Below are 25,392 nucleotides of genomic sequence, written 5' to 3'. Positions count from 1 at the left end.
TCCTTCACCTCGCCGGCGGTGAAGGTGATGTTGTTCCAGGCATCGGCCGAGAACAGCGAGCCGACCTGCGCCACGCAGAAGGCCACCAGCAGCCCGAAGCCTCCCATCGCCGCGGTGACCGCCGGGACGAAGGAGAAATCGGGCCGGATCTCGTTGGCGCTGGTGGGCGTCCACATCGAGCTGAAATTCGCGCTGACGGCCGCCGCGTTCCGCCCGACCAGGATTCCGAGGAGGATGAGGGCGATCAGCGACAGCGTCTTGGCCGACGTGAAGACGTTCTGGATGATCTTTCCGAGCTTCAAGCCGCGGGTGTTCAGCCAGGTCAGGAGGATCAGGCTCAGGATGCCCACGAGCTGCTGGGTCGACAGGCTGATGGCGTAGCTGTCGGAAAGGTCGATCGGCCCCAGGATGAAGCGGCTCGGCGAGATCGCCGGGAAGAGGACGCCAAGGAAGCGGGCGAAGCCGACCGCCACCGCAGCGATCGTCCCGGTCTGGATCACCAGGAACATCGTCCATCCATAGAGGAACCCCCACAGCGGCGAGTAGGCCTCGCGCAGGTAGACATACTGGCCGCCGGCGTGCGGGAACATGGCGGCCAGCTCGCCGTACGACAGGGCCGCGGTGATGGTGAGAAGCCCGGTGACGACCCAGGCCATCAGCAGCCAGCCGGCGGAGCCGACCTGGCGCGCGATGTCGGCGGAGACGATGAAGATGCCGGATCCGATCATCGATCCGGCGACGATCATGGTGGAGTCGAGAAGTCCGAGGCCCCGGACAAACCCCGTGCTCTTGTCGGTCGCCAGGGCGGCGGCTTGCGCCATCAGCTGTTCTCCGGCTCGAGAGCGGCCCGGGCCGTGGATGGGATCGGCGCGTCGGGCGAGCCCATCCTAGCCCGTCTCCCTGCGGGACGCAACGGGGAATTCCAAGAAAACCCGATGCTTCCAAGTCGATCGATCGCTTCGAGGGCGATCGTTTTCGGTCGCCCCATCGGCGTTTCGCTCATCCCTTCCCTCCCGGTTTTCCTTGACCCGGCACATCGCTTGCACTGTCAAGGCGTGGAAGGACACACCCATCGACCGACGCGCGCCCACCGGCGCGCGGGGAGGTAAACGCCATGAGGTGCCAGCAAATCCTCAGCCGGGAAATCGTCTTCTGCAAGGTAAACGACACCATCCAGATCGTGGCCCTGAAGATGCGCGATGCCAACGTCGGATTTCTGCCGGTCTGCGACGCTGAAGGGGTGACCGTGGGGGTCGTGACCGATCGGGATCTCGCGCTGCGCGCCTGCGCGGTCGGGATCGATGCCAGGCGCACTCCGGTGACCGAAGTCATGACGCACCAGGTGCTTTCGTGCCGCATCGACGATGATCTCCGGCACGTCGAGGGGCTGATGGCGAACAATCGCAAGTCCCGCATCCTGGTGCAGGACACGGCCGGCCACCCGATCGGGGTGATCAGCCTGGCCGACATCGCGCGCCACGATCGGATCTTCGCCTCCGAGACGATGCGCCGCGTCATGGGCCGCGAGATCCTGATTTCGTGACAGGCGGATTGCTCCCGCAAGGGTTTTGATCCTCATCCGGGACTCAAATCAGGCGTGCGGGAAGCGAAGATTTTGCTGGAGGAGAGAGGAAGGAGCGCGGAAAAGTGCCGTGGGGAAGGCGGGAAGCCGCTGATCTCTCTTCGAGCCTTCCTCACTCCTCACAAGAAATCGTTTGACAAGCTTCACGTTCCGATCCTAGGATTCACCCCGCTCTTTCCCCCAGGGTTTGCAGGAAGCAAGGTCACAACAGACGCTCATTCGTTGCAGTTGTCTGTTCAGTCTCGTCCCAACCGCTCGATTCCGGCGATCGGCAGGGCCTTGACGCACAATTCAAGCTGTTCCATCCAACCCAAGTCACCCTCTCTATCCGGCAAGCTGTGAGGAGCCGAGCGATGCGCATGTGCCGATGGTTAGACTTGGCTGGCGTGCCCCTGATCCTCCTGGGCATCGTGGCCGTCTCGTCATCCCCGAGCAAGGGACAGGAAGGCACGGCGGCGGCGCCGCCGCCCACGGTCAAGGCGGAGATGGCGGATTGCGGGGCCTGCCACGAAGACCAGGCGAAGAACTTCAAGCTCAACCCGCACGGCAAGACGGGGATCGCCGACTGGGACGGGCACCATGCCTGCGAGACCTGCCACGGCTCCGGCACGGCCCACATGGAGTCGGGCGACAAGAAGGACATCCGCAATCCCGGAAAGCTCTCCGCCACGGAGCTGAACGCCGTCTGCCTCACCTGCCACGGGCGCGGCGAAGAACACACCCGCTGGCTCGGGAGCCCGCACGAGACGCGCAATTTGTCCTGCCTGAACTGCCACAAGATCCACCAGCAGGGGGAGCCGGCGCCCTTCCTGTTCGCCAAGGCCACCGAGTTCGACACCTGCACCAGCTGCCACCTGCGGCGCAAGGCGTCGCTCATGCGCTCGGCCCACATGCCGCTGCGCGAGAAGCAGATGACCTGCTCGTCCTGCCACAACGTGCACGGCGGGCCGGGCCCGTCCATGCTGCGCCAGAACTCGGTGGTCGAGAACTGCTTCTCCTGCCACGCCGAGAAGCGGGCCCCGTTCCTCTGGGAGCACCCGCCGGTGAAGGAGAACTGCGCCAACTGCCACGACCCGCACGGCTCGCTCCATCCGCGGCTGCTGGTCGCCAAGCTGCCGCGACTCTGCCAGCAGTGCCACGACGAGACCCGCCATCCGACGCAGCCTTACTCCGACGCCAGCTCGGCGCCCGAGTTCTTTCCGAACAGCCGGATGTTCGACAAGGGGTGCATGAACTGCCATTCGCAGATTCATGGCTCCAACCATCCGTCCGGCGTCCGGTTCATGCGGTAGGAGGAAGCCATGAAGACATTCCCGAAGCGGGCCTGGCTGGTTGCCATCCTCCCGGCGGTGCTCGTCGCCTCGATGATTCCCGCCGCCGCGCAGTCCGAGCCTCCCAAGCCGGTGACGCCGGAGGAGACCCCCCCGCCTGAGGACGCCCAGGTGAGCGGGGAGGTCGTGGGGGGCCCGGAGTGGTACCTCCAGGAGGACCCCAACAACTCGGCGAAGTTCAACGAATATCGCGAAGTCCCCAACGGCTTCGTTCTGGAGTTCCTGCAGTTCAGCTGGGAGCCGAAGGCCGGCTACTACTTCGATCTGGCGGCGCGCGACGTCTCGCAGCTCGATCAGCGCATCTTCTTCGATACCGGCAAGCAGGACCTCTGGAAGTTCTCCTTCGCCTGGACCGAGAACCCGCGGCGCTGGTCCGATCGCGCCAAGCAGCTCTATGCCCGGCAGGAAGGGGCCATCTTCACGCTCGATGACGCCTTGCAGAGCGCGGTGCAGGCGGCGCCCAACAGCGTCGACACCGCGCCCGCCGACGGCGAGTGGGACGCCGGTACCAAGGGAGCGCTGATCAAGAGCGCCATCCAGCAGAACGCGCAGGACACGCAGGTGGGGTGGCAGCGGCAGGTGGCCGCCTTCAACTTCAACTTCACCCCTACGCGGAACTGGATCGTGGACCTGGGGGGGCAGCGGGAGCGACGGGGAGGCTTCTTTCCGCAGTCCCTCGGCATGTACTTCGCCCTCGATCCCGCCGAGGTCGCGGCACCCCTCGAGTTCAAGACCGACGAGGCGCGGGTAGGGGCGGAATACGTGGCACCCCACTTCAACGTGGGGGGAGCCGTCATCGCCTCCGAGTTCACCACCGGCACGACCTCGGTCACCTGGGACGATCAGCAGTTCCTGACCGAAGTGCCCGTCAACGCCAATACCGCCAACCCTGCCTTCATGCGCATGTCTCCCTGGAGCAACAGCGACCTGTTCGCCTGGAGGCTTTACGGTGGCGCCAGCTTCGCCGGCCACAGCCGGATCAACGCCACCTACTACCAGAGCACCACGACCCAGGACGACCCGTTCCTTGCCAAGACAAGCAACTCGCTTCTCCTGGCGACCGCGGCGCCGCTGCCCGCCAACAGCCTCGACGGCAAGTACGAGATGAACCTCGGGTCGGTCGACGTCTCGGGGCGGCCGCTTTCCTGGTTTCGCTACGCCGCCTGGTTCCGCGATTACAACTACGATAACAAGACGCACAGCCTGGTTTTCGACGATTACGTCGCCACCGACTACCAGTTCACCATGTGCGGCAACGCCAACGCCTGCGGGGCCACCACGAACCGTCTCGCCCGGCAAAGTGTGCCTTTCGATTACGAGAAGACCAACCTGGGGGCCTCCCTCGGCTTCCGTCCCACGAGCTGGATGGACATCATCGTCGCCTACGATCGCGAGGGAATGGACCGCAACATCGCCGCGGTGACCGAATCGGACGAGGACACGCTGAAGGCGGCGCTCGATTTCGACGTCAACGACATGCTCACCATCCGGGTCACGGCCCGGCACCAGGAGCGCCGGGCGGACGAATACAACGCCGAATACTTCGAAGAGGCCTCTTTCCCGATCGGCGAGGCCAACATCGCCGCCGCGAACGAAGGGGAGCGGAAGTTCATCTGGACCGATCGCGACCGCGACTACGGGGCGCTGCTCCTCGACCTGGCCTTGAGCCCGACCGTCAGCCTGTTCGCCGAGGCGACGGTGACCAAGGACGAGTTCTTCGACCCGAACACGGGGAAGAAGATCGGCGACCACATCACCATCCAGGAAGATCGGGATTTCGACACGATCCCCGAGACCTACGACATCCTCCTCGCCGGCCGCATCGACGACGAGATCAAGACTTATTCGGTGGGCGCGAGCTTCGTGCCCAACAATCGCTGGAGCGTTTCGGGGGATTACACCTGGGAGAACCGGGAGTACGCCCTGGCCAGCCGCTACCGCAACGTCACCGGCGGCATCGGCACCGACAATCCCCTGGACGACTGGTCTTCCGACACCACCGACAAATACCAGACCGCCAACGTCTCGTTCCAGACCTTCTTCTCCGAGAGCCGCAAGTGGCAGCTGAACGGCGATCTCTCCTGGTCGCGCGGAACGGACCTGATCCACACCGATTTCGTCCCGGGCGGCGCGGCTTCGGGCGACACCACCCTGACCCAGTTCCCCGAGGTGAAGACCACCCTGGCGATCGCCCAGCTCGGGCTGACCTGCTCGGTGCGCAAGAACCTCGACGTCATGTTCCGCTACTGGTACGAGAAGTGGGACGAGGACAACTTCGCCTCCGATTTCAACGACCCCTACATGGGGGACCCGGGCAACGATCCCGGCTCCTCTGAGGCAGTCTACCTGGGCCTCGATTTCCTCGACTACACCAACCAGATCGTCGGGTTCCTGGTCCGCTACGACTTCCGCTGAAATGCCGGCCGGGCTCTTCTACGCCCGGCCGGATATTCTCCCGCAGGCTTCCGCTCCTCCTCGCGAGCTTCCCGCAGGCGGGGTTAGCTGGCCAAATCCAAGATCAGACTTGACTTCCCCCGTGGGCTCGGATTATTAAAGGGCGCCCCCGACGGGGGAGGTCCGTTCCGGAAGGAGTGTGCGTGACCACCCAAGCGAAAAAACGTTGCCGCTCGAGCGCCATGCGCCACGCATGGCTTTGTCTTTCCTTGTTTTTCCTGTTCACGGGAGCGTCGCACGCCGAGGATGCGCGCGGCTGGCTGCTGGCGCTGGATCTGGCGCTGGCGCAGCCTACCGGAGTGGATCAGCCTCTCGCCCTCGTCTCAGCCCCCCGGTCGGAGCGCATCTCACTCGAGCACGACGCCGACCTGGCATGGGGCGCCGGGCTGGGTTATGCGTTCGGCCCGAACCATGGCCGCATCCAGGTCTCGTATTGGACCTTCGAGAACGACGATGCGGAGAACTTCACCCAGACCGGCACCGTCTACCCACAGCTTTTCGGCTACGGTTATTACGGCTCTTTCTACCTGTGCAACCAGAGCTCCGGCGGTTGCGACTCGACGCTGCCGGTGAGCTTCGCCGGAACTTTCAACATCAAAGCCTCCACCTGGGATCTGGATTACGCCGACACCCTCGAGATCACCGAGCATTTCGGTCTCAAATGGCTCGCGGGATTGCGTACGGCCAGCTACGAGCAGGAACAGTCTTTCGAGGGCTTCGACGGCTACTACACCTACCTTCAGGACAAGAGCCTGGACGTCGACGCCATCGGCATCCGGGTGGGCGCGGCGGGAGATTTTCATCTGAGCCAGCACTTCAGCCTGCGTGCCGGAATGGCCTATTCGTCCCTCATCGGGACCTCGGAAGGCAAAGCCAGCCAGAGGATTGTCGAGCTCGGGCTCAGTGAGTCGCGCTCCGGAAAAGACGACAACTTCAGCGGCAGCATCCTGGACCTGGAGCTGCGCGGCGTCTGGTCGGCCGGCCCGGTCGACATCTCCCTGGGGCTGACGAACTCCCAGTGGAACGGCTTCCCACGCGATCAAGTCCCGGCCGTAGGGTTCCAAGGGGTCGGCGAGAGCTCCGTCGACGATTCCTTATCCTTCTCGAGCTTCGAGGTGGGCCTGCTCTGGCGCTTCGGCCGGCAGCGCTTCACCTCTCCCTGATAACCCGCAAAGCTTTCGACGCTTCGCTTCGCCGGAAAGGAGGTGGTTGCAGAAACCCCAGCCGCGTTCCGTAGGTTTTCCGATCCAATTCCTATGTGAACCAACCAAGGGAGACCACTGAATGAAGATTCGCACCGGGGTCCCGGCCGGCCGCGTCCTGTGGCTCGCCGTCGGGCTCCTCACCCTCTCTTTCGGCCTGTCTCCAGCTCTGGCCGACGATACCGATTTCAAGGGTTTCTACGTCGCGCTCGATTTGGGCATGACCCAGCCCACCAGCCTCGATCAGCACTATGCCAACCACGTCGTTTTCGGCACGACGACCACGATGGATCGTCTCGTCCTCGACAACGACTCCGACTTCACCGCGAAGATCACCTTCGGCTACGGCTTCGGCGAGATGGGCAAGCTGCAGGTCTCGTGGTGGGGCTTCGACAACGAGGATAAGGAGGAGAACACCCTGCTCGGCGGGGTTTATCCGACCATCTTCGGCTACGGCAACTCCGGCGGCATGTACATCTACAATCCGGCGGGCGTCACTTTCAGCACGACCGGAAAGGTCCAGGCCGACACGATCGACATCGACTACATCCGCTCCTTCGAGCCGGGCAAGAAAGTCACGATCGGCTGGCTGGCGGGGCTGCGGGTCGCTTCCTACGAGGAGGACCAGACCTTCGAGGGGGCCGACAACTACGGCAACTATTACCGCCAGGGGAAGCACTTCGAGTCCGACGCACTGGGCTTCAAGCTGGGCGCCAAGGTGAAATGGGGCTTCACCGAGCATTTCGGTATGGCGGGAAGCGCCACCTGGTCGTTCCTGATGGCTGACACGGAAGGCAACTCCTTCCAGAGCTTCGCCCAGAGCGGCCCGGCAGACGACGAGTTCACGGGATCGGATGACAACATCCGGGGCGAGATCCGCGACTACGATCTGAAAGCGGTCTGGAGCTACGGGGCCCTCGACTTCTGGGTCGGCTATGCGATGTCCAACTGGGACGGGCTGGTGACCGACCCCATACCCCAGAACGAAGGGGGCCACTTCGCCATCGGGCCCGCCGACAATCGCGGCCGCGACAGCATCGCCTTCAACTCGCTGCACGCCGGAGTGGCTTTCAAGTTCGGCGGGGGCAAATAGCGGAACTCTGCAGCTCGCTCAAAACTAGAGGGCGGCCGGCGACGGCCGCCCCCTTTTTTGGGGTTCAGGCCGCCGGCATCGCGAACTTGATCTCCGGCGACACCTTCTCGGTGGGAGCGATCTTGTACATCTCGCGCTGCGACATCGAAAGCGCTCCCGCCAGGAAGACGTAGGGAACCTGCTGGATGCGCGCGTTGTTGATGGTCACCGACTCGTTATAGAACTCGCGGCGATCGGCGATCTCGTTCTCCAGCGCGCTGACCCGCTGCTGCAGCTGCGTGAAGCTCTGGTTCGCCTTGAGGTCCGGATAGGCCTCGGCCAGCGCGAACAGGCTCTTCAGCGCCCCCGCCATCTCGGTGCCCGCCTGGGCCATCTCCCCAGGCCCTCTGGCCTGCAGGAAGCTGCTGCGGGCCGCGATCACCTTCTCGAGCGTGCCGCGCTCGTACTGCATGTATCCCTCGCACACCTTCACCAGCTTCGGGATCTCGTCGTAGCGCTGCTTCTCCAGCACCTCGATGTTGGCCCACGACTTGTCGACGTTCACCTTGATCTGCACGAGCTGGTTGTAGATGCCGGCGAGGTATCCCGCCGTGATCACGACCAGGATCCCAAAGCCGATCAGCATGACGATCGCCATCGTCTCCTCCTATCCGAAGAATACCGCCCAGGGGAAGCTCCAGCCTCCCCGCAGGATTCCGAAGCGCCCCAGGATCGAGACCGACATCCCCAGCAGGACTGCACCGCCGAGCCCCACGCCCGCGATCGCCTTCCAGGCGAGCCGCAGGGTGATGCTCGTCTCGTCGCGATCCGAGATCATGAAGGTGGACTCGGTGTCGCCCGCTCCAATGAACAGGCCCGCCTGCGGATTGCCGGCCTGCTTCGCCGTCTCCTCCTGCAGCAGCTCCTGCTTCGTCACGGCCACCGCCCCGGCCCATTCCTGCTCATCCAGCGCACCGCTGTCGTCGAGATCGAAGCGTTTCACCGCGGCCGGGTCGCGCTTGAGCCGGCGGAGCCGGTCGCTCAGCCCGGCGCCCCGCGTCTCCACGGAATCGCCCTGCTTCGACACCGTCCCGAGAACGTAGAGGCGGTCGCGTGGATCGATGCGCCACTCGGAGTAGCGCTTGCGTCGACCGAACCATCCCTCGCCTGCGTCGACCCGGCGATAGTCGCGCTGCAGGCTGACGTCGGCGCCTTGCGGGTCGACCTGTATCTTCCCGGTGGAATCCTCGAGCGGGAACGGCACGTTCGATGTCCCGTGATCGACCGTCACCCACTCCTTGCCCCCTTTGCTGCGGGTCCGTTCTTCTTCCACCCGGTACCGGAAGTAGTGGCAGCGCTCCCCCGACAACGGGGCCGACAGCGCCGCCTCGGCACAGGCCATTCCATGGATCTCCGCGAGCCCCATCGCAACCGACCGGATCGCCGAGGTGGGAACGTTCTCGATCATGTTCTTCTTGCGGAGCTGCCGGAAGCCGCTGCGAACCATGAAGCCTCCCCCCACGGCGGCGGCCAGGTCGAGAATCCACCAGGTGCCGGCCCCTGTCCGCGACGAGAAAAAACTGGTCATCACGGTGAAGGCGACCGTGGCGAACAGCGCGATGCGCCACCCTTGCAGCCGGAAGCTCCCGGTATCGACGGAGATTCCCATCCGGTGAATATAGGTCGCCGGGTGGCGCCGGCAAGGGCCACGGCGAAGCGAATTGCCTCAGCGGGCAGGACTTGGCCCTGAATTGCGGGAATGTATTCGAGTTTTTTGTGAGATGAGGTATCAGCCGCCCAGGCCCGAGAGGAGGGACCTGATCTCCTGCTGATCGGGCTGCAGGCGGAGCGAGTGGCGGAAGGCCTGAACGGCCTCCTGCTTGCGGCCACGCTGCATGTAGATCCTTCCCAGCGAGCCGTAGACGCGCGCGCTGTCGGGCTCGATGCGGGCGGCGCTCTCCAGGTGAGATTGCGCCTGGTCCAGCTTTCCTTCCTTCAGGAGAATCTCTCCCAGGGCCACGTGGGCCCGGAAGCTGCCGGGGTCCAGGGAAAGCGCCTGCTGGAAGTAGCCGACCGCCTCCTCACGGCGCTTCTGCATCAGGCTGAGCAGACCCAGCCCGAGGACCGGCTCGGTCGATTTCGGCTCGGCTTTGGCCCAGCGCTCGAACGCGGGGCGGGCCTGATCCAGCTTGCCGGTCTCGAACAGGAGCGTGGCAAGGTTTCCCTGCGCCACCGGCCAGTCGGGATCGGCCTTCGTCGCCCGGTCGAATTCGGCAATCGCCCCTTCCTTGTCCCCCTTGAGAGCGCGCAGCGTGCCCAGGCTGTTGCGCAGGATCGGGTTCTCGGGGCGGATCGCCAGCGCCTTGGAGTACAGCGCCTCCGCCTCGTCCAGCTTCCCTTTCTCCTGCAGGCAGAGCCCCAGATTGTTGTAGGCGCCGATGTACTGGGCATCGCAGCGCAGCGCATCACGGTAAGCCTCCATCGCCTGGTCCAGCTCGCCGCGCTTGCGATGGATGTTGCCGATGTTGTTGAACTCGATGGGGCTGAGCGGGGCAATGTCGATCACCTTGTGGAACTCCGCCAGCGCGGCGTCCAGGTTTCCCTGCTTCTGGTACAGCTCGCCGAGCTTGGAATGGGCCAGGACGAGGGTCGGATCGATGTCCAGCGCCGCGCGCAGGCTCTTCTCGGCGCCCGCCGTGTCCCCCTCCTTGACCTGGATACCGGAAAGGATGGTCATTGCGACCTTGTTGCCGGATCCCGTGGCGATCGCCTTCTCGGCATATTCCCGGGCCTTGACCAGGTCGCCGCGCACCAGCCAGGCGCGCGCCAGGTTGGTCAGCGCCATCTCCTCGATCTCCCCACCGGAGCCCAGCGCTTTCTCGAAGCTGCCGATCGCGGAGTCGACGTCGCCGTCTTCCAGCGCCAGGATGCCGCGGTTGTTGGTCGCCGTCAGGCGCTCCTCGCCGATGTAGCCGAGCGAGCGCAGCTTCTCGATCATCGCGGCATCGCCCGCCGAGGCGACCGCCGCCGATTCCGCCTCCTGCTGGCGCACACCGCCGTAGGAGTCGATCCAGGCCACCGGATGGGCGGTGAGGAAGTCCGCTTTGAAGGCCTCCGAGAGTGGCTGTCCGTCCATGTCGCGCGCCACCGGCATCCCGAACAGGGTCAGCACCGTCGGCGCCACGTCCAGGACGGAGGCGGCGCCCAGCTCGGAGGCTGCCTTGAAGTCCGGACCGGCGGCGACGAACACCCCGACCGGCGTGTGCCAGTCGGCCGCCTTCCCCGCCTCGATGGTCGAATCGGAATTCGGCGGACGGTTGTTGTCCGACTTGAAGCCATGGTCGGAGACCACCAGGAAATCGCAGTCGCTGCCGGCCGCCTCCACAATCTCGCCAAGGAAGCGGTCCTGGCGCTCGTAGTAGCGATCGATGATTCCGCCGAACAGCTCCATCTCCTGGCGCGAAGTCCCTGCCAGCAGCGGCGGCCGGTACTTCATGAAGAGGTGCGAGGTGGTGTCGGGCCCCTCGTAGTAGAACATCCGCAGGGCAGCGTCCTGACGGCGCAGCCGATCCAGGGCGACCGCATGGTAGGTCTCTCCGGCGGCGATGACGGTGCGGAAGCGGTTCAGGAGATCGGCCTGCGGCGCCGTCAGATTCGCCGGGAAGCGGCCCCCCGGCAGGAACCAGGCCACCTGCTCATCGGTGACCTCGGCCGGCACCCGGATCTTGTCGCGCACCGCGTCGAACAGCTCCGGCGGGTAGGTCTTCCCCTTGTTCTTCTCCGGATCGGTGCTGCGCCAGTCCTGCTTGATCGAGTCTTCGAAGAGCTGAAAGGCGACGCGGTCGGTGACGACGCTGCCGCGCACCGTCTCCGCGGGCCAGGTGGCCCACCAGGCGACCACGCTGACCTCCAGCCCCTGGCGGCTCAGCAACGTCCAGAGCGCCGGCACCTGGCGCATGGCGCTGGTGACCGGCACGAGGGCCCCGGTGTCGCGCGAAGTCACGACGAAATCGACGATGCCGTGGCGCGACGGCTTCACGCCGGTGGCGATGCTGGTCCAGATGACCGGCGAGAGGATGGGCCTCAAGGTGCGCAGATTGGCGCGCGTGCCGCGGGCGATGAGCGCCGCGAGGTTCGGCATCTTCCCCTGCCTGAGCAGGGGATCGGCGATGCGCCAGTCGAAGGAGTCCAGACCGACGAGCACCACCTTCTTCGCCAGCGGCTGCGCAGGGACCTTCAGGATCTCCCCGGAGGCTTCCCCGACCGCGGCCACTTCGAAGATCCGCAGCGCGCCGAGCCGGATGCCCGAGGACTCCACATCCGCTTTGAGGGCGCCCCGGACGCCGCTGGCCAGCTCCGGGTCGCGGTTGCGCACCAGATCGTAGGAGACCGACGCGATGCGCTCCGCCGTGCGCGAGCGCAGCTTCTCGGAAAGCCATTCCGTCTCGAAGCGGGGACCGTGCTCCCGGTGCAGCGCGAGCACTCCCTCGGGCGGGATCGAGTAGGTCAGCTCCGCCTCGACGTCGACCTTGGCCCCCTCGCGGCTGCGCGCCGCCGCGGCTCCCGTCAGGTCGTCCCGCAGCTTCACCTCGCCGGTGGGGTATTCACTGACACGCCCCAGGAAGCGCGGCACGAAGCGCCAGCCCGGCTGGACCAGGCGGGAAGCAGAGCCCAGAAGCGGCGCGTCGACCACCCGAAAGCAGGGCTTTTCCTCGAAGTGGCGGAAAGAAGCGGCGAGGTAGGCGGCGCCGAGGGCCAGGACAGCGACGAGAATAATGCGGGATCGCGACATGACGGGACGCATCCTAGCACAGGGAATGGAGGGCTTAGCGGGCCGATCCGGTGTGAATCTCGAGCGTTTTTCCCTCGCTGCGGGCCACGAAGACGGCGGCCACCAGATCTCCCGAGACGTTCAGTACGGTCCGGCACATGTCCAGGATCCGGTCCACCCCGAGGATGATCCCGATCCCCTCTGCCGGAACCCCGACGGTGGCCAGCAGCGCCATCACCAGCGGCAGCGAGCCGCCGGGAACACCGGCGGTGCCGACGCCCGCCAGAATGGAGAGCAGAACCACCGTGACCTGCGACGCCAGCGTGAGGTGGACGCCGTAGAACTGCGCCAGGAAGAGGACCGTGATCCCCTCGTACAGCGCCGTCCCGTTCTGGTTGAGGGTGGAGCCCAGCGTCAGGACGAAGCCGCCGATCTGGCGCGGCACCCCCAGCTCCTGCTCCGCCACGCGCAGCGAGGTGGGAAGCGTGGCATTGCTCGAGGAAGTCGAAAACGCCGTGAGCATCACCTCGCGGATGCGCGAAAAGAAGAACAGGGGCGAGGTTCCCGCCATGAAGCGCAGCATCAGCGAGTAGGTGATGAACTGGTGGATCGCGAGACCCAGCAGGACGGTCACGACGTAGGCCGCCAGGCGCAGGAGCACGTCCAGTCCCGAGCGCGCCATCAGCGTGAACAGCAGCGCGGCGACGCCGTAGGGAGCCAGGCTCATGGCCATCCCGATCACCTGCATCGAGAGTTCGAACAGCGCCTGCAGCCAGGTCAGCAGCGGGTCGGCCAGCTTCTTCTCGACCCGCGTCAAGGCGACGCCCAGGAACAGCGCGAAAACCATGACCGCCAGGATGTCTCCCCGGAAGGCGTTGACCATCGCCTCCACCGGATTCTGGGGAATCAGGTCGAGAAGGATCTGCAGGCCTTTCTTGGCTTCGGGCGGCTTCCCCAGATCGGATGGCTGCTTTCCCACGACTTCCAACAACCCGGCGCGTGACTCTTCCGAAAGCCCCTCCCCCGGCCGGATGAGGTTGGCCAGAGCCACCCCGATCAGGACCGAGATGGCGCTGAGCACGATCGTGAAGCCCAGCGTCTTCAGCCCGACGCGGCCGAGCCGCCTCAGGTCCCCCAGCTCCGCCACGCCGACGATCAGGGCGCTGACCACCAGCGGGATCACCACCATGAAGATGAGACGCAGGAAGATCTGTCCGAGGGGATAGCTGACGTTGGTGATGAAGCTCTGCAGCGCCGGAGAGTCGCCCCAAAGGAGATTGGCGGCGATTCCGGCAGCGGTCCCCGCCGCCATGCCGTAGAAGATTTTGGTGTGGAGCGGCCGCCCCCCTTTCTTTCCGGCGGGAGGCTGCGCATGGGTAGTTACGAATCCGGGCGGATGGGACGCGGTTGCCAAATAGGCCCTCGACGCTGAGGCGCGCCAAGAGTAGCACAGCCCGGGCGGGCGTATCTTGCTTGATCCGGCCCCGGCGGGAACCTACATTTCAAGCATGCGCAAGGGACCTCTCGGAACGCTTCTCACGCTGGCCGCGCTGGTCATCGTCCTGCTGCTGGCGGCAAAGGCCTGGAAGGCCGCCTTCCCGGCCGCCGCCCAGGCGCTCAAGCCCGGTGCCCCGATCGTGTCGGACCATGGCGACAAGGCCGCCGGCGATGCGGTGCGCTCCGGCAATCTCCCGGGACTCAAGGAGACGGGGAAGCGGACCGACGCCCACATCCAGCAGGTGAAGGAAGCCTCCGCCGGCCAGGACTAGCCTGCTCGAGAATCAGCCCTTCCTGCTCTCGCCTATTTCTTCTTGAAAAGCGCTTCGAAGGCCGCCCTGGGATCGGCGGGACCGCCGCCTCCGGGAGTCGATGCGCGCTTGCCGGTGGCATCCAGGACGGTTTGCGGGGTGAACAGCTCGCAGGAGTTGCGGCTGTTCTTCGAGCGTACCGGCGCGGGCAGCGTCTGGCGGCACTCCCAGCGTGCCAGCGGATTGAAATGCTGGCAGTTTCGGCAGATGTGCAGGTCCTCGCCGCATTTTGCGCAGGTCGAGTCGAATGCGATCGGCTCCGACGGCGAGGTCTGATGGCCGCAGTTGAAGCAGCGCACCACTGCGGTGGCTTCACGGGTCGTGATCTCGCGCGGCCCGCGCGGTCCACGCTTCTCGCGCTTCTGCCGCTCTTCTTTGTAATCGTTGTCGTGATAGCCGGGCTGGCGGTATTTCACGGTTCTCCTTCGGATGCCGGACGCGGCGGCGCCGGGAATCAGGACGGTGCGGCCGCCGCGGCGGCGAAGACCCCGGCGCGCGCCACCTCGTCGTAGCGCACGGCGTCGGCGTCAAAGCTCTCGAGATTCTGAATCAGGCGCTTGAGCGCGGTGTCGAAAGAAGGGAGCGTCTTGCGGGCGCGGGTCAGCGGGTTGCAGCGCGCCAGGACGAAATTCTTGACGAAGGGATGGCGGATGCCGCGGCGCTTCACCTTCTCCACTTTCTTGTCGAGGATCCCGCTGGCCTTCTCCACCAGCGCCGCGCGCCGCTCACGCTCCTTATAGGCCGCCTTCAGGGGTTCTTTCTGGAAGCGGTCGACGCGCCGCAGGATCGATCCGAAGGCACCGCCTGCGAAGCGGGGATGTGCCTCGTAGAGCAGCCCCAGAGTCGCGAAGTAGGGCTCCTCGAACTGGAAGGCGAAAGAATCCTCGTGCCGCCGCGGCTCCTCCTCCAGCAGCCCGCGATACATGCGGATCACTTCCAGCGATTTCTCCTTGAGGTTGTGCGCCTTCTCGGTATTCAGCGCCAGGATCTGGAAGGCCACTTTGGGCTCCGCCAGGACGATAGCCGGGATCGTCGCCGCCTTCAGCTTCTCCAGCACGCTTCGCCGATGGCTGCCGTTGGGAGTCCAATAGGTCCCGTCGCCCCCGCGCACCACCACCACCGGATCGACGAAGCGATCCAGCCTGCCGATCGCCTTTTTGAGACGCTCGAGATGAGCTTTGGAGATGTCGCGCTGGTATGGCGTCGGCTTGACCCGTGCCAGCGGCAGAATGGCGAAGATCTGCCAGTTCTTCCCCACCGGCTCGCGATAGGCCGCCAGCGCCGCCCCTCCGTCCTCCTCGATCTCCTCGGCGAGCTTGAGGATCTCGCGCGGGGGACTCTCGCGCTCCGGAAAGACCGTCAGCGCCCCCATGTCAGATTCCTCGGACATCGTTCAGACAGCTTGATACTCCTCTTCTCGAGCCCAGGTCAGACAGAAGACAACCTCTGAGTCCGGTGGAAGTGAAGGCAATTCTCGAATCTCCGTCGAGAATCGCTTTGCCGCCTGACTGGCTTCCAACGCGGAACGGCTAACGAACTTTTGCCAGGATTCTCCGCTCGATCTGGGTTTGACTTCCCAAGCATACACACCGGGAGGTCCCGATGGCTGCGGAACGGTCCCCCAGATTTCGCCCCCACTCAGCAAGAGAACTTCGCCACCCAGGATGGCCTGAACGCTTGCAATGAGCTCGTCGATCACGGACTGGAGATCCTCGGACCGCCAGGCAAGCTCGCTTTCGCTTACACGAATGCCTGTGGAAAGGGCTCTGGGAGAGAGATCCATTACCGATGGCGTCCTTCCTCGTCGAGATCATGGTAATACATAAGCCTGCGGGCGTGTTGGTGCCGCCCGACAGGCTTTATCCGCGACGTTGACCCGCGGGCGCGCTCTCCCGCGCCCGTCGGGTCAAGGGTGCCTCATCAGCACGTCGGTCCGATGCGCACCTCGAGTGTAGCGGTTAACCCGCCCGGCTGCTAAACTTCCACCCGTTCGCCTCCGCCGCCGGAAGGAGGATCTCTGGATCCATCCCCCACTACCGAAAGTCCTTTCGCGCGCAGCCTCACTCTGTTTGATGCCACCATGATCGTCCTGAGCGGCATCATCGGCTCGGGCATCTTCGTGAACTCCTACGTCGTGGCGCAGAAGGTCGGAACTTCACTGCTCATCTTGCTGGTCTGGATCGCCGGGGGGCTGATTGCGCTCGCCGGGGCCTTCGTCTTCGCCGAGCTGAGCACCGTGCTTCCCAGAGTGGGAGGCCAGTATGCTTTCTTCCGCGAGGCGTTCCATCCACTTGTCGCGTTCCTGCACGGCTGGTCGCTCCTGTTCATCATCCAATCCGGCGCCACGGCGGCGGTGGCGGTCGCCTTCTCGGAGTACGTGGCCCGCCTGGCGGGATTCGGACGCGCCGCGGTCGTGCCGCTCGCAGTCGCGATCCTCCTGGGAGTCGCCGGCTTCCATGCGCTCGGCATCAAGCCGGGGGCGATCCTGATCAACGTGATCACCTTCGGGAAAACCCTGGCCCTCGCCGCGCTGATTGTCGGCGCCTTCGCTCTCACCCGGGCTTCGGGAATCTCGCTGTCGCCCGTCGCGCCGGAGGGGCTGAGGGGATTCGCTCTGATTTCGGCGCTCTTCGCCGGATTGGTGCCGGCGATGTTCGCCTACGGCGGCTGGCAGAACCTGAACTACGTGGCGGAGGAGGTTAAAGAGCCCCTTCGCAACCTGCCGCGCGCCATCCTGGTCGGCGTGCTGTGCGTCATCGTGGTCTACGTGGGAGCAAATGTCGCCTACCTGCACGTCCTGGGGGCGCCGGCGCTGGCGGCCACCCGCACGCCGGCGGCGGAGGTAGCGGGGCGGCTGGCCGGGGAAGCAGGAGTCAAGGCGATGAGCCTGCTGATCGTCGTCTCCACCTTCGGCTTCATGAACCTGTCGCTGCTCGCGGCGCCGCGCGTCTATTACGCCATGGCCGCCGACGGCGTCTTCTTCCGCCAGCTGGCGCGCGTGAGCCCGCGCTTCAAGGCGCCCACCTATGCCATCCTGCTCCAAGGAGCCCTGGCGGCCGTCTTCGCCCTGACCAACACCTACGATCGGCTCCTGGGCTTCACCGTCTTCGCCGACTGGATTTTCTTCGCGCTCGCCGGCGTGGCGCTGCTGGTCTTCCGCCGCAGCCGTGCCGGCGCGCCGCGTCCGTTCCCGACTCCCTTCTATCCCGTGACCCCGATCCTGTTCATCGCCGCGGGGACCGGGATCGTCCTGAACACCTTCGTAGCCGACCCGCGCAACGCGCTGATGGGCTCGCTGGTCATTCTCCTGGGGGTTCCCGTTTATTATTTCTGGCGCTCCCGGGCGGCACGCGCCGCCGGCATCCCGGAGGTCCGAGGATGAAACAATGCGCCTACATGGCCTGGGCGAAAGCACACGCGCCGGCGCGCTACAACCTGGCCAACAGCGGTCTCGTGGCCTGCACGAGCGAGGAGTTCCCCATCGCCGGCGAGACGATCCCCATTCAGGGGGTCAATCCCGACGGCTGGCCGCCGCTGAAGGAAGCGATCGCTTCGACCTACGGCGTGGGCACCGACCAGGTGGTCCTGGCCCAGGGAACCTCGGGCGCCAATTTTCTCGCCCTGGCTTCACTGGTCGAGCGCGACGACGAGGTGCTGATCGAGCGTCCCGTCTACGAGCCGCTGCTCAGCGCCGCACAGTTCCTGGGCGCGAAGGTGAAGCGCTTCTCCCGGACCCTGGAAGGACGCTACCGCATCGATGTGGACGCGCTGCGCGGGCTGCTGACGCCGCGAACCCGGCTCATCGTAATGACCAGCCCCCACAATCCGAGCGGTGTCGTGGCCGATCCCGCCGATCTCGCCGCGCTGGGGGATCTGGCGTCGGAGGCCGGCATTCCGATTCTGCTCGACGAGGTCTATCGCGACAGCCTGTTCGAAGAAGCCCCACCCTCGGCCGCGACCCTGGGAGAGGCCTTCGTCGCGACCAACAGCCTCACCAAGAGCTACGGCCTGAGCGGCCTGCGCTGCGGCTGGATCCTGGCATCCCCGACCCGCGCCGAGAAGATGCGCCGCCTACACGATCTGATGGCGGCCACCGGGCCGATGCCGACCGAAGCCATGGGATGCCTGGCCTTCGCCCGCCTGCCGGCGCTCGCCGCGCGCAGCCGATCGATCCTGGAGCCGAACCGGCGTCGCATCGGAGAATTCATGGCGGAGCATGACGATCTCCTGGAAGCCGTCGTCCCGCCCCGATCGATGACGGTCTTCCCCCGGCTGAAGGGCTCACGCGTGGGCGAGGACCTGCTCGAGCGGCTGCGCGCGCGCGCGACGTCGATCGTCCCCGGACGCTTCTTCGAGGAGCCGCGCCACTTCCGCATCGGCTTCGGGATCCGCCCCGCCGACCTGGAGGAGGGGCTGCGCCGCGTCTCGGAGGCGCTGCGGGAGCTTTCTTGACCCTGCGGGGAAGCGATCGCTAAGATTCCCTCGCTTCACCGGCAAAGATCCTGAATCGGCGTCACATCGACCCCGGAACCACGGGGCACGGGAGCTGCAGCATGGCAAGCGCGAGGTTCCGCCGTACCGCCGGGATCGTCTCGTTCGTCGTGGTTCTCCTCGCCGTCGCCGTCTACCTTGCCTGGCCCTCCATCCAGGAAGCGCGCCACGTCCAGCCGCACCGCCGCGTCGTCGTCGTGTATGGCTTCAGCATCCTGGGCGAAGCGATGAACCAGGATGTCTTCCCCGCCTTCAGCCGGCACTGGAAGGAGAAGACCGGCGAAGAGCTGACCTTCACCTCGTCCTTTTCCGGCTCCGGAACGATCACCAACCAGATCATCATGGGGGCCCCCGCGGTGCTGGCGATCCTGTCGCACGAGGGGGACGCCCTGCGGCTGAAGAAAGCCGGCGCCGTGACCACCGACTGGCGGGAGTTCCCCGCGCACGGCGTGGTGAACCACACCCCGTTCGTGATCCTGGTGCGCAAGGGGAACCCCAAGAGGATCGCCTCATTCGCCGACCTGGCGCGCCCGGGGATCGGCGTCATCCATCCGGATCCGCTCACCTCCGGCGCGGCCAAGTGGTCGATCCTGGCCGAGTACGGCTCGGCCGTCTCCGATCTGGGCGGCACCGATCCCGCAGACCGCGAGCTCGGCAAGGCGCAGCTGCTCGGGATCTGGAAGAACGTGGTCGGACAGTCTCCTTCGGCCGCCGGCGCGAGGACCCAGTTCGAGAACGGCCTGGGCGACGCTCTGATCACCTACGAGCAGCAGGGATTGGTCCCTCAGGGCCAGGAGGAGAAGGTCGAGATCGTCCGTCCCAAGAAGACCATCTACTCCGAGCATCCGGTCGTGGTGGTGGATCGCAACGTCCGGGCCCGGGATCACGACCTGGTCATGGCGCTGCGCGATTTTCTCTTCTCCGACGAGGCGCAGAAGCTCTTCGTCAAGCACGGCTACCGCTCGGCGGTGAACCCGTCGCTGGACTCGGCCAACGCGTTGCTCCCGCCCCTCACCGGCACGTTCACGGTGGATGACATGGGCGGCTGGGAAGCGGCCGACGCCCTGGTGTACGAGGAAATCTGGAAAGGCCAGGTGCTGAAGGAGCTGGGACGTTGATCGATTCCGAGGCGATGGTCGAAACACGAGCCAGGACCCTCACCCACCGCCTCACCATCGGGGCCCTCTGGGCCATTCTCACGCCGCTCCTGATCCTGCCGATCGTCGCCATCTTCGTGTTCGCGGGCCGCGGCGGCTGGAGCACTTTTGCCACCACGCTGCGTCTGCCCGACGCCCAGTTCGCGCTGCGCATGTCGCTCTGGATCGCCCTGTGGACCAGCGTGACCAATGCCTTCGTGGGGACCTTCACCGCCTACGTCCTCTCCAAACACCGCTTCCCCGGGCGCGGCCCTCTGACCATCCTGGTGAACCTGCCGGTGGCCATTCCGACCGTGGTCATGGGGACCTCGCTCATCCTCCTGTGGGGCCCCATCGGCCTGCTCGGGCGCTACCTGGTCCCTCTCGGATTCAAGCCGATCTTCGCGCCGTTCGGCGTCTTCCTGGCGCACGTCCTGGTGACCTTTCCGTACATGCTCGGGGCGGTGAAGCCGGTGCTGGACGAGCTGGAGATCACCTATGAGGAGGCGGCCTACACCATGGGGGCCGGGCGCCTGCGCACTTTCGTGCACGTCATCCTGCCCGCTCTCAAGGGGGGCCTGTTCAGCGGCACGCTGCTGACCTTCGCCCACTCGCTCGGCGAGTTCGGCGCCACGGCCATGGTGTCGGGCAACCTGAGGATGCAGACGCAGACCGCCCCGTTGTTCATCTTCGCCCAGTTCGAGGCGGGCCAGATCGAGACGGCCAACGCCGTGGCCGCGGTCCTGGCCGTCCTCTCGTTCTCGATCTTCCTGTTCCTGCTCCGCTTCACCCGCAAGCCGGCGCGCGAAGGGGCCTGATGTCGATCATCGTCGATCACATCTCGAAGCGCTTCGGGCAGCACCTGGCCCTGGACGAGGTCTCCCTCGAGGTTGCCGACGGCGAGCTGTTCGTCCTGCTGGGGGGCTCGGGCAGCGGCAAGAGCACGGCGCTGCGCATCATCGCCGGGCTGACCCGCCCCGACGAGGGACGGGTGCTGCTGCAGGGGGAGCGCGTGGACCATTTGCCGCCGCAGAAGCGGGGCGTCGGCTTCGTCTTCCAGAACTACTCGCTGTTCCAGCACATGACCGTGGGAGGAAACATCGAGTTCGGGATGCGCATCCACAAGGTGCCCGGGGCCGAGCGCATCCGCCGGCGGGAAGAGCTGCTGAACCTGATCGGGCTGGAGGGGATGGCCGATGCGCTGCCGCAGCGCCTGAGCGGCGGTCAGCAGCAGCGCGTGGCGGTGGCCCGAGCGCTGGCCTATCAACCGGCGGTGCTCCTGATGGATGAGCCCTTCGGAGCGCTCGACGCGCGCACCCGCTCCCAGCTGCGCAAGTCGCTCAAGGAGATTCAGCGCAAGCTCAAGGTGACGACGATCCTGGTGACCCACGACCAGGAGGAAGCGTTCGAGCTGGCCGATCGCATCGGCATCCTGGAGCGCGGCCACCTTGTCGAGATCGGCCCTCCCTCCTCGCTGTACCGCAAGCCGAAGACCGAGATGGTGGCCCGCTTCCTCGGGGACGCCAACCTCCTGCTCGGCGAGATCCGATCGGGAGCGCTGCATGTGGGCGAGTCGATCCTGCCGCTCCCCGCGGACGCGCCGCAGGTGAAGGGGTCGCTGGAGGTCAAGGTGCTGATCCGCCCCGAGGACCTGGAGGTGCGCCCCCGCGGCGCCGCCAACGACGGGCGCGGGATTGGATTGGGCAAGATTCAGGAGACGCTGCACGCCGGGCCTCTCCTGAGGATGCGCATCGGCATCCCGGCGCTGCGCGGCACGCCGATCTTCTCGCCCGAGCCGGTCTACGGTCAGGTGGAGCCGACGCTGCTGGCGCACGCGCGGCCCGAGAGCGGCGACAACCCTACGCTGCTGCCGGGAACACCCGTCCAGCTCTCGGTTCGCAGCCTGCACGTCATCCCGCACGAAGGTGTGTCGCTGCTGGTGTGCATCGACGGCTCGGAGCTCGCCGGCAAGGCGCTGGAGTTCGGCGCGCAGGTCGCCTCGCAGATGCACGGGCGCATCGAGGTGCTGGGAGTAGCGGAGAAGCCGAACGAGGAGACGCGGGCGCGCGAAGGATTGGCCTCGGCCGCGCAGGCCTACTCCGCCCGTTTTCCAAATCTAAAAACGCGCTTCCGTCAGGGAGAGGCCTCCGGCCGGATCCTGGAAGAGCTGGCGCGCGGGGCGCACGACGTGGTGGTCCTCGGGTGCTGCGGGCGTCACGGACCCGGGCGGACCCTCGGCTCGACGGCCGAGCGGGTGCTGGCGCTGTCCCGCGTTCCCCTCCTGATGGTGCCGGAGCCGCGCCGCTTCCTGAAGAAAATGCTGATCTGCATGGCGGCGGGCGTGTCGGGCCGATCCGACGTCCTGTTCGCGGGGCGTCTGGCCGGACGCGCCGGCGCCGAGGCGACGCTGCTGCACGTCATGGAGAAGGAGCAGCCTTTCCTGCCCGGCACCGCTCCCGATCCGCACACCAGCGAATACCTCAAGCAGCTGACCACGGAGCGGCTGGCCCGGGGCATCCTCACCCTGAAGCTGATGGGCGTCACCTCCGAGATGAAGATCCGCCAGGGTAACACCGGCAACGAGATCCTCGAGGAGGCGCACTCCGGCGAATTCGATTTGATTACGCTGGGCGCCAGCCACGCCGCGCGCGCCCGCGGCGGCGAGCGGCGCGGGCTGCTGGATGTCATCCTGGAAAGGGCGCGCCGTCCCGTCCTGATCGTGCCCTCGGGATACGAAGCGTGACGGCGGGGGTGGCGCGAGCGGGAAGGCCGGAAACCTGCATGGAGCGAAAGCGATGAAGATCTACACGAAGACGGGGGACGCGGGCGAAACCGGATTGTTCGGCGGCAAGCGCGTATCGAAGGCCGACCTGCGGGTGGAGGCCTACGGCGAGGTGGACGAGCTCAACGCCCAGCTGGGATGGGTCGCGACGCTGATCCAGGAGGAATCGCTGCTGAAGGAGATCGGCGCCATCCAGTCGGAGCTCTTCGCTCTGGGAGCCGATCTGGCGACGGTACCGGACTCTCCGGCGTCCGGCGCTCAGCGCGTCAGCATCGATCCAGCGAGCGCCCGGCGCCTCGAGGCTCTCATCGACGGCTGGGAAAAGGGCCTCAAGCCGCTGCGCAACTTCATCCTGCCGGGAGGCTGTCCGGCGGCGGCCGCGCTCCAGATATGCCGCTCCGTCTGCCGCCGTGCCGAGCGCCGCGTCGTGCGCCTGGCCGCCTCCGAGGAGGTCAATCCGGAGGCCGTCGTCTACTTGAACCGCCTCTCCGATTTCCTCTTCGTCATGGCGCGCTGGGTCAACCACCTCGCGGGAGTCGACGAGCCGATCTGGCGGCCGTGACGCCTCCCCGGGCTTCCCGGCCCGCGCCCGATGGTGCCCTAGGAGGCGATAAGTAAATTCCCTCGGCAGGGGAATTGGCTCCCGCTTTTTTGCATCCTGACGCGAGCGCCGGCCAAGGGGAACTATCCGGGAGCGCTTTCGTTTGAAGGCTTGAAAGCGAGTACATTCCGTCGAGGCAAGTCCTGTCACTTCAGGGCGGAAAGAGCTTCGAGCCGGAAGGCTTCGCACGATGGTGTTATGCTCGCGGGCGGGAGGAGAGGAGGAGGATTGTGGCGGGAGTTCTGAGGAAATCGCGGGACAAGGTGTTTGCCGGGGTCTGCGGCGGCATCGCGGAATGGCTGGGCTGGGACAAGACCGTGGTGCGGGTGGGCTATGTCCTGGTCTCGGTTCTCAGCATCGCCTTCCCCGGCATCCTGGTCTATCTGATCCTGTGGATCATCATGCCGCCGCCCGAATGAGGCGCGGCGGGAGGCAACCATGAAGCTTTCGGTATTCGACTGGCTGGGCGTCAAGGCGGCGCGTGAGGACTCCAGCTCCGACTCCGAGACCCTGCGGCGAATCAGCCGCTCCCTGGAGACGATGGATGCCGCACGCGCCCGTTATCTCGCCTGCTTCGCCTTCATCCTCAGCCGCGTGGCCAACGCCGATTTGAGCATCAGCGAGGAGGAGACCGCGGAAATGCAGCGCCAAGTTGCCGCCTGGGGCAATCTTCCCGAGGAGCAGGCGGTCCTGGTCGTCGAGATCGCCAAGGGTCAGAACCGCCTGTTCGGCGGCACCGAGAACTTCTCGATCACCAAGCTGTTCAAGGAAATCGCCGACGCGGCGCAGCGCGAGGCGCTGCTCCACTGCCTGTTCGCCGTCTCCTCGGCCGACGACTCGATTTCGGTCACCGAGGAGAACGAGATCTGGAAGATCGCGACCGAGCTGGGGATCACGCACTCGGAGTTCGTCGCCATCCGCTCCGAATACCGCGACAAGCGCGAGGTGCTGCGCAACCTTCAGTGATTGCCGTACTTCAGCTCGCCGGCTTCGATGCGCGCCTCCAGGCGATTCTGTGACGGCGGCAGCGGGCAGGTGGCGTAGCGGGTGAAGGCGCAGGGCGGGTTGTAGGCCTTGTTGAAATCGAGCAAGACCTTTCCCTCCACGGGGAAGGCCGCGTAGAGAAACCGTCCCGGAGTATAGGTCGTCTCGCCGCTGGTCTTGTCCTTGAAGATGAAGAAGAACTCCTTCGCGTCGGGCGTCTCCAGGACCGGGTCCAGCTTGTACTTCTTCCCGTTCAGGACGAAGGTGACGTAGCCGGGGCTGGGAAGATTCTCGGTCATCCCCAGGATGTTGGGGACGGGAATCTGCTTGGCCGGCACGTACTCGGTGTACTTGGCGGTGACGCGGTATTCCGGCTTGATCGGATACCACTTCAGCGCCGTGAATTCCTTGCGCGCCGGACTGTTCTTGTCCCGCAGGCGGATGGCGTACTTGCCACCTCGCTGGATCACGAACATCGTCATGTCGCCCAGCGCCAGCTCGGTCGGCTCGCCGAGGTTGTCGGGTTTCATCTCGAGCTCGGTGATCGCCTCGCCCGCCGAGGTGACGGTGGCGCCGCTCTGCACCTTCACCATGATCGAATCGCCCTTCACCACGAAATCCCCGACCACGGGGGGCGCCGCGGCGGGCAGAACGATGTCACCGGCGGGATCGCTTCCGAACCGGTTGGCCCCTTCCTTGAGCCAGTACAGACCCGCCACCGTGAGCCATCCCGTGTCGCTCTTGAGCCGGGTCTCGCGATCCTGTCTCCACTTCTCGATTTCCTGCCGGTAGGCATTGCCGGTCGTGTCGGCGCCCACGGTAAGCGTCGTTAAGACCACCAGACATGCCGAACCTGCGACACGCTTCAGCATCCCGCTCATCGCCAGCTCCCGGATTCTTTCATTGGCCGCTTTGCCACCGCTCCGCCCCGCCTCAAGGCGGCCCGCTCTGTCCTGCCGTGCCTTCGGAGGGTCGATTCTGCCATGAAATCGGCGGGATCGGGCATTTCTTCCCCCTGAGCGGACGCCGGGATCGCCCGGCGTCCTGCAGCCGTGCCGGCGACATGGCATTCTAGTGGTACACCCGCGGGAGGGGGAAAATGGATCGTGGAACCACGATTTTGCAGAGGCGGATACGCGCGTTGCGGGCGCGCCAGGCGGCGGCAATTCTGCAGCGCG

At 65.8% G+C, this 25,392-nt stretch carries 22 protein-coding genes; 14 read left to right on the top strand and 8 right to left on the bottom strand.

Annotated features, from left to right (window positions below):
- A partial coding sequence (locus VFW45_02675) for an amino acid permease (GenBank protein HEU5179666.1) occupies positions 1-821 on the bottom strand: 821 nt, incomplete at its 3' end.
- A 293-nt stretch (positions 822-1,114) separates the two neighbouring features.
- On the opposite strand from VFW45_02675, the gene VFW45_02670 reads away from it, so the two are divergent.
- The 5 genes from VFW45_02670 (at position 1,115) to VFW45_02650 (ending at position 7,662) form a co-directional block, all read left to right on the top strand.
- The gene (locus tag VFW45_02670; protein HEU5179665.1) at positions 1,115-1,543 is read left to right on the top strand and encodes a CBS domain-containing protein; all 429 of its coding nucleotides are present in this window, start codon (positions 1,115-1,117) and stop codon (positions 1,541-1,543) included.
- Between the two features lie 425 nt (positions 1,544-1,968).
- On the top strand, positions 1,969-2,874 hold the full coding sequence (locus VFW45_02665) for a DmsE family decaheme c-type cytochrome (GenBank protein HEU5179664.1): 906 nt from the start codon (positions 1,969-1,971) through the stop codon (positions 2,872-2,874).
- Between the two features lie 9 nt (positions 2,875-2,883).
- Positions 2,884-5,328, top strand: coding sequence for an MtrB/PioB family outer membrane beta-barrel protein (locus tag VFW45_02660; protein HEU5179663.1), 2,445 nt, complete (start codon positions 2,884-2,886; stop codon positions 5,326-5,328).
- Positions 5,329-5,549: 221 nt separating this feature from the next.
- Complete coding sequence (locus tag VFW45_02655; protein HEU5179662.1) at positions 5,550-6,530, top strand: Lpg1974 family pore-forming outer membrane protein; 981 nt, start codon at positions 5,550-5,552, stop codon at positions 6,528-6,530.
- Positions 6,531-6,651: 121 nt separating this feature from the next.
- Positions 6,652-7,662, top strand: a complete 1,011-nt coding sequence (locus VFW45_02650) for an Lpg1974 family pore-forming outer membrane protein (GenBank protein ID HEU5179661.1) — start codon at positions 6,652-6,654, stop codon at positions 7,660-7,662.
- 64 nt (positions 7,663-7,726) lie between these two features.
- Here the strand turns inward: VFW45_02650 and VFW45_02645 are convergent, their stop codons facing one another.
- The 4 genes from VFW45_02645 to VFW45_02630 form a co-directional block, all read right to left on the bottom strand.
- A complete protein-coding gene (locus VFW45_02645; GenBank protein ID HEU5179660.1) occupies positions 7,727-8,299 on the bottom strand; it encodes a LemA family protein in 573 nt (190 codons plus the stop codon).
- Positions 8,300-8,308: 9 nt separating this feature from the next.
- Positions 8,309-9,310 (bottom strand): GIDE domain-containing protein, encoded by a 1,002-nt coding sequence (locus tag VFW45_02640; GenBank protein HEU5179659.1) that lies wholly within the window; start codon positions 9,308-9,310, stop codon positions 8,309-8,311.
- A gap of 120 nt (positions 9,311-9,430) precedes the next feature.
- On the bottom strand, positions 9,431-12,433 hold the full coding sequence (locus tag VFW45_02635) for a tetratricopeptide repeat protein (GenBank protein ID HEU5179658.1): 3,003 nt from the start codon (positions 12,431-12,433) through the stop codon (positions 9,431-9,433).
- A gap of 34 nt (positions 12,434-12,467) precedes the next feature.
- A complete protein-coding gene (locus VFW45_02630) occupies positions 12,468-13,826 on the bottom strand; it encodes a dicarboxylate/amino acid:cation symporter (protein HEU5179657.1) in 1,359 nt (452 codons plus the stop codon).
- A 94-nt stretch (positions 13,827-13,920) separates the two neighbouring features.
- Here VFW45_02630 and VFW45_02625 point away from each other — a divergent pair, with 94 nt between their 5' ends.
- On the top strand, positions 13,921-14,181 hold the full coding sequence (locus tag VFW45_02625; protein ID HEU5179656.1) for a hypothetical protein: 261 nt from the start codon (positions 13,921-13,923) through the stop codon (positions 14,179-14,181).
- Positions 14,182-14,213: 32 nt separating this feature from the next.
- Here VFW45_02625 and VFW45_02620 read toward each other — a convergent pair whose 3' ends face one another.
- The gene (locus VFW45_02620; GenBank protein ID HEU5179655.1) at positions 14,214-14,636 is read right to left on the bottom strand and encodes a hypothetical protein; all 423 of its coding nucleotides are present in this window, start codon (positions 14,634-14,636) and stop codon (positions 14,214-14,216) included.
- Between the two features lie 38 nt (positions 14,637-14,674).
- Positions 14,675-15,592 (bottom strand): ParB N-terminal domain-containing protein, encoded by a 918-nt coding sequence (locus tag VFW45_02615; protein ID HEU5179654.1) that lies wholly within the window; start codon positions 15,590-15,592, stop codon positions 14,675-14,677.
- A gap of 645 nt (positions 15,593-16,237) precedes the next feature.
- Between VFW45_02615 and VFW45_02610 the strand changes: the two genes are divergently transcribed.
- From VFW45_02610 to VFW45_02575, 8 genes are all read left to right on the top strand, one after another.
- Complete coding sequence (locus tag VFW45_02610) at positions 16,238-17,602, top strand: amino acid permease (GenBank protein HEU5179653.1); 1,365 nt, start codon at positions 16,238-16,240, stop codon at positions 17,600-17,602.
- A complete protein-coding gene (locus VFW45_02605) occupies positions 17,599-18,672 on the top strand; it encodes a pyridoxal phosphate-dependent aminotransferase (GenBank protein ID HEU5179652.1) in 1,074 nt (357 codons plus the stop codon). The genes VFW45_02610 and VFW45_02605 overlap by 4 nt, the downstream gene beginning before the upstream one ends.
- Before the next feature lie 101 nt (positions 18,673-18,773).
- Positions 18,774-19,829, top strand: a complete 1,056-nt coding sequence (locus VFW45_02600; protein HEU5179651.1) for a substrate-binding domain-containing protein — start codon at positions 18,774-18,776, stop codon at positions 19,827-19,829.
- On the top strand, positions 19,826-20,665 hold the full coding sequence (locus tag VFW45_02595) for an ABC transporter permease (protein HEU5179650.1): 840 nt from the start codon (positions 19,826-19,828) through the stop codon (positions 20,663-20,665). Before VFW45_02600 ends, VFW45_02595 begins: the two co-directional genes overlap by 4 nt.
- The gene (locus VFW45_02590) at positions 20,665-22,590 is read left to right on the top strand and encodes an ATP-binding cassette domain-containing protein (GenBank protein HEU5179649.1); all 1,926 of its coding nucleotides are present in this window, start codon (positions 20,665-20,667) and stop codon (positions 22,588-22,590) included. Before VFW45_02595 ends, VFW45_02590 begins: the two co-directional genes overlap by 1 nt.
- A gap of 52 nt (positions 22,591-22,642) precedes the next feature.
- Complete coding sequence (locus VFW45_02585; GenBank protein HEU5179648.1) at positions 22,643-23,191, top strand: cob(I)yrinic acid a,c-diamide adenosyltransferase; 549 nt, start codon at positions 22,643-22,645, stop codon at positions 23,189-23,191.
- A 269-nt stretch (positions 23,192-23,460) separates the two neighbouring features.
- Positions 23,461-23,649 carry a PspC domain-containing protein gene (locus VFW45_02580; protein ID HEU5179647.1) on the top strand — a complete coding sequence of 63 codons (189 nt, stop codon included), beginning with the start codon at positions 23,461-23,463 and terminating at the stop codon, positions 23,647-23,649.
- A gap of 19 nt (positions 23,650-23,668) precedes the next feature.
- The gene (locus VFW45_02575; GenBank protein HEU5179646.1) at positions 23,669-24,196 is read left to right on the top strand and encodes a TerB family tellurite resistance protein; all 528 of its coding nucleotides are present in this window, start codon (positions 23,669-23,671) and stop codon (positions 24,194-24,196) included.
- Here the strand turns inward: VFW45_02575 and VFW45_02570 are convergent.
- Positions 24,190-25,095, bottom strand: a complete 906-nt coding sequence (locus VFW45_02570) for a DUF1684 domain-containing protein (GenBank protein HEU5179645.1) — start codon at positions 25,093-25,095, stop codon at positions 24,190-24,192. The two genes, VFW45_02575 and VFW45_02570, sit on opposite strands and share 7 nt — an antisense overlap.
- Between the last annotated feature and the right edge of the window lie 297 nt (positions 25,096-25,392).

Source organism: Candidatus Polarisedimenticolia bacterium (assembly GCA_035764505.1).
Lineage (GTDB): Bacteria > Acidobacteriota > Polarisedimenticolia > Gp22-AA2 > AA152 > AA152.
The sequence above is the reverse complement of the archived record's forward strand: the minus strand, read 5'-3'. Positions and strand labels throughout refer to the sequence as shown.

Coding starts and splice junctions, on each gene's coding strand:
- VFW45_02670 (HEU5179665.1), top strand. CDS start 1,115: ATGAGGTGCCAGCAAATCCTCAGCCGGGAAATCGTCTTCTGCAAGGTA.
- VFW45_02660 (HEU5179663.1), top strand. CDS start 2,884: ATGAAGACATTCCCGAAGCGGGCCTGGCTGGTTGCCATCCTCCCGGCG.
- VFW45_02655 (HEU5179662.1), top strand. CDS start 5,550: ATGCGCCACGCATGGCTTTGTCTTTCCTTGTTTTTCCTGTTCACGGGA.
- VFW45_02650 (HEU5179661.1), top strand. CDS start 6,652: ATGAAGATTCGCACCGGGGTCCCGGCCGGCCGCGTCCTGTGGCTCGCC.
- VFW45_02645 (HEU5179660.1), bottom strand. CDS start 8,299: ATGGCGATCGTCATGCTGATCGGCTTTGGGATCCTGGTCGTGATCACG.
- VFW45_02640 (HEU5179659.1), bottom strand. CDS start 9,310: ATGGGAATCTCCGTCGATACCGGGAGCTTCCGGCTGCAAGGGTGGCGC.
- VFW45_02635 (HEU5179658.1), bottom strand. CDS start 12,433: ATGTCGCGATCCCGCATTATTCTCGTCGCTGTCCTGGCCCTCGGCGCC.
- VFW45_02625 (HEU5179656.1), top strand. CDS start 13,921: ATGCGCAAGGGACCTCTCGGAACGCTTCTCACGCTGGCCGCGCTGGTC.
- VFW45_02615 (HEU5179654.1), bottom strand. CDS start 15,592: ATGGGGGCGCTGACGGTCTTTCCGGAGCGCGAGAGTCCCCCGCGCGAG.
- VFW45_02605 (HEU5179652.1), top strand. CDS start 17,599: ATGAAACAATGCGCCTACATGGCCTGGGCGAAAGCACACGCGCCGGCG.
- VFW45_02600 (HEU5179651.1), top strand. CDS start 18,774: ATGGCAAGCGCGAGGTTCCGCCGTACCGCCGGGATCGTCTCGTTCGTC.
- VFW45_02590 (HEU5179649.1), top strand. CDS start 20,665: ATGTCGATCATCGTCGATCACATCTCGAAGCGCTTCGGGCAGCACCTG.
- VFW45_02585 (HEU5179648.1), top strand. CDS start 22,643: ATGAAGATCTACACGAAGACGGGGGACGCGGGCGAAACCGGATTGTTC.
- VFW45_02575 (HEU5179646.1), top strand. CDS start 23,669: ATGAAGCTTTCGGTATTCGACTGGCTGGGCGTCAAGGCGGCGCGTGAG.
- VFW45_02570 (HEU5179645.1), bottom strand. CDS start 25,095: ATGAGCGGGATGCTGAAGCGTGTCGCAGGTTCGGCATGTCTGGTGGTC.